The organism is Streptomyces sp. NPDC090442 (assembly GCF_044769405.1).
In the GTDB taxonomy this organism is placed as follows: domain Bacteria; phylum Actinomycetota; class Actinomycetes; order Streptomycetales; family Streptomycetaceae; genus Streptomyces.
Genome location: NZ_JBIVXW010000289.1, coordinates 1 through 1034, shown reverse-complemented (window position 1 = coordinate 1034; position 1034 = coordinate 1). Strand labels below are relative to the sequence as shown.

Annotated in this window: 1 protein-coding gene; it reads left to right on the top strand. The window is 63.6% G+C overall.

The window, feature by feature from the left end; genetic code table 11:
- Window positions 1–18: 18 nt before the first annotated feature.
- On the top strand, window positions 19–1034 hold a 1016-nt coding region (locus ACIQU6_RS45090; RefSeq protein ID WP_403488601.1), incomplete at its 3' end, for a cbb3-type cytochrome c oxidase subunit I.

The window sequence follows — 1034 nt, the reverse complement described above, 5'->3', positions numbered from 1 at the left end:
ATGGGCATCAGCTCGATCATGGGCGCGATCAACGTCATCGCCACCATCCTCAACATGCGCGCCCCGGGCGTGGACCTGTTGAAGATGCCGATCTTCTGCTGGACCTGGCTGATCACCGCGTTCCTGCTGATCGCGGTGATGCCGGTGCTGGCCGGCGCGGTGACGATGCTGCTGACCGACAAGTTCTTCGCCACCTCGTTCTTCAACGCGGCCGGCGGCGGCGACCCGGTGATGTTCCAGCACATCTTCTGGTTCTTCGGGCACCCCGAGGTCTACATCATGATCCTGCCGGCGTTCGGCGTGGTCTCGGAGATCATCCCGACCTTCGCCCGCAAGCCGCTGTTCGGCTACCAGGCCATGGTGTACGCGACCGCCTCGATCGCCTTCCTCTCGTTCATCGTGTGGGCGCACCACATGTTCACCGTCGGCATGCCGCTCGGTGGCGAGATCTACTTCATGTTCGCGACCATGCTGATCGCGGTGCCGACCGGCGTGAAGGTGTTCAACTGGGTCACCACGATGTGGCGCGGCTCGATGACCTTCGAAGCGCCGATGCTGTGGGCGATCGCCTTCGTCATCCTGTTCACCATCGGCGGTTTCTCGGGTCTGATGCTGGCCATCGTGCCGGCCGACTTCCAGTACCACGACACCTACTTCGTGGTCGCGCACTTCCACTACGTGCTGGTGACCGGCGCGCTGTTCTCGATCATCGCCGCGGTCTACTACTGGTGGCCGAAGTGGACCGGCCGCATGTACAACGAGGGCCTGGCCAAGTTCCACTTCTGGTGGACGATGGTCTTCGTCAACCTGCTGTTCTTCCCGCAGCACTTCCTGGGCCTGGCCGGCATGCCGCGCCGCATCCCGGACTACAACGTGGTGTTCGCGGACTGGAACCTGGTCAGCTCGATCGGCGCGTTCGGCATGTTCGCGACCCCGTTCCTGATGGCCTTCATCCTGCTGCTGTCGAAGAAGTCCGGCGCCAAGGCCGAGGCGCGTTCGTGGGAAGGCGCCAAGGGCCTGGAGTGGACGGTGCC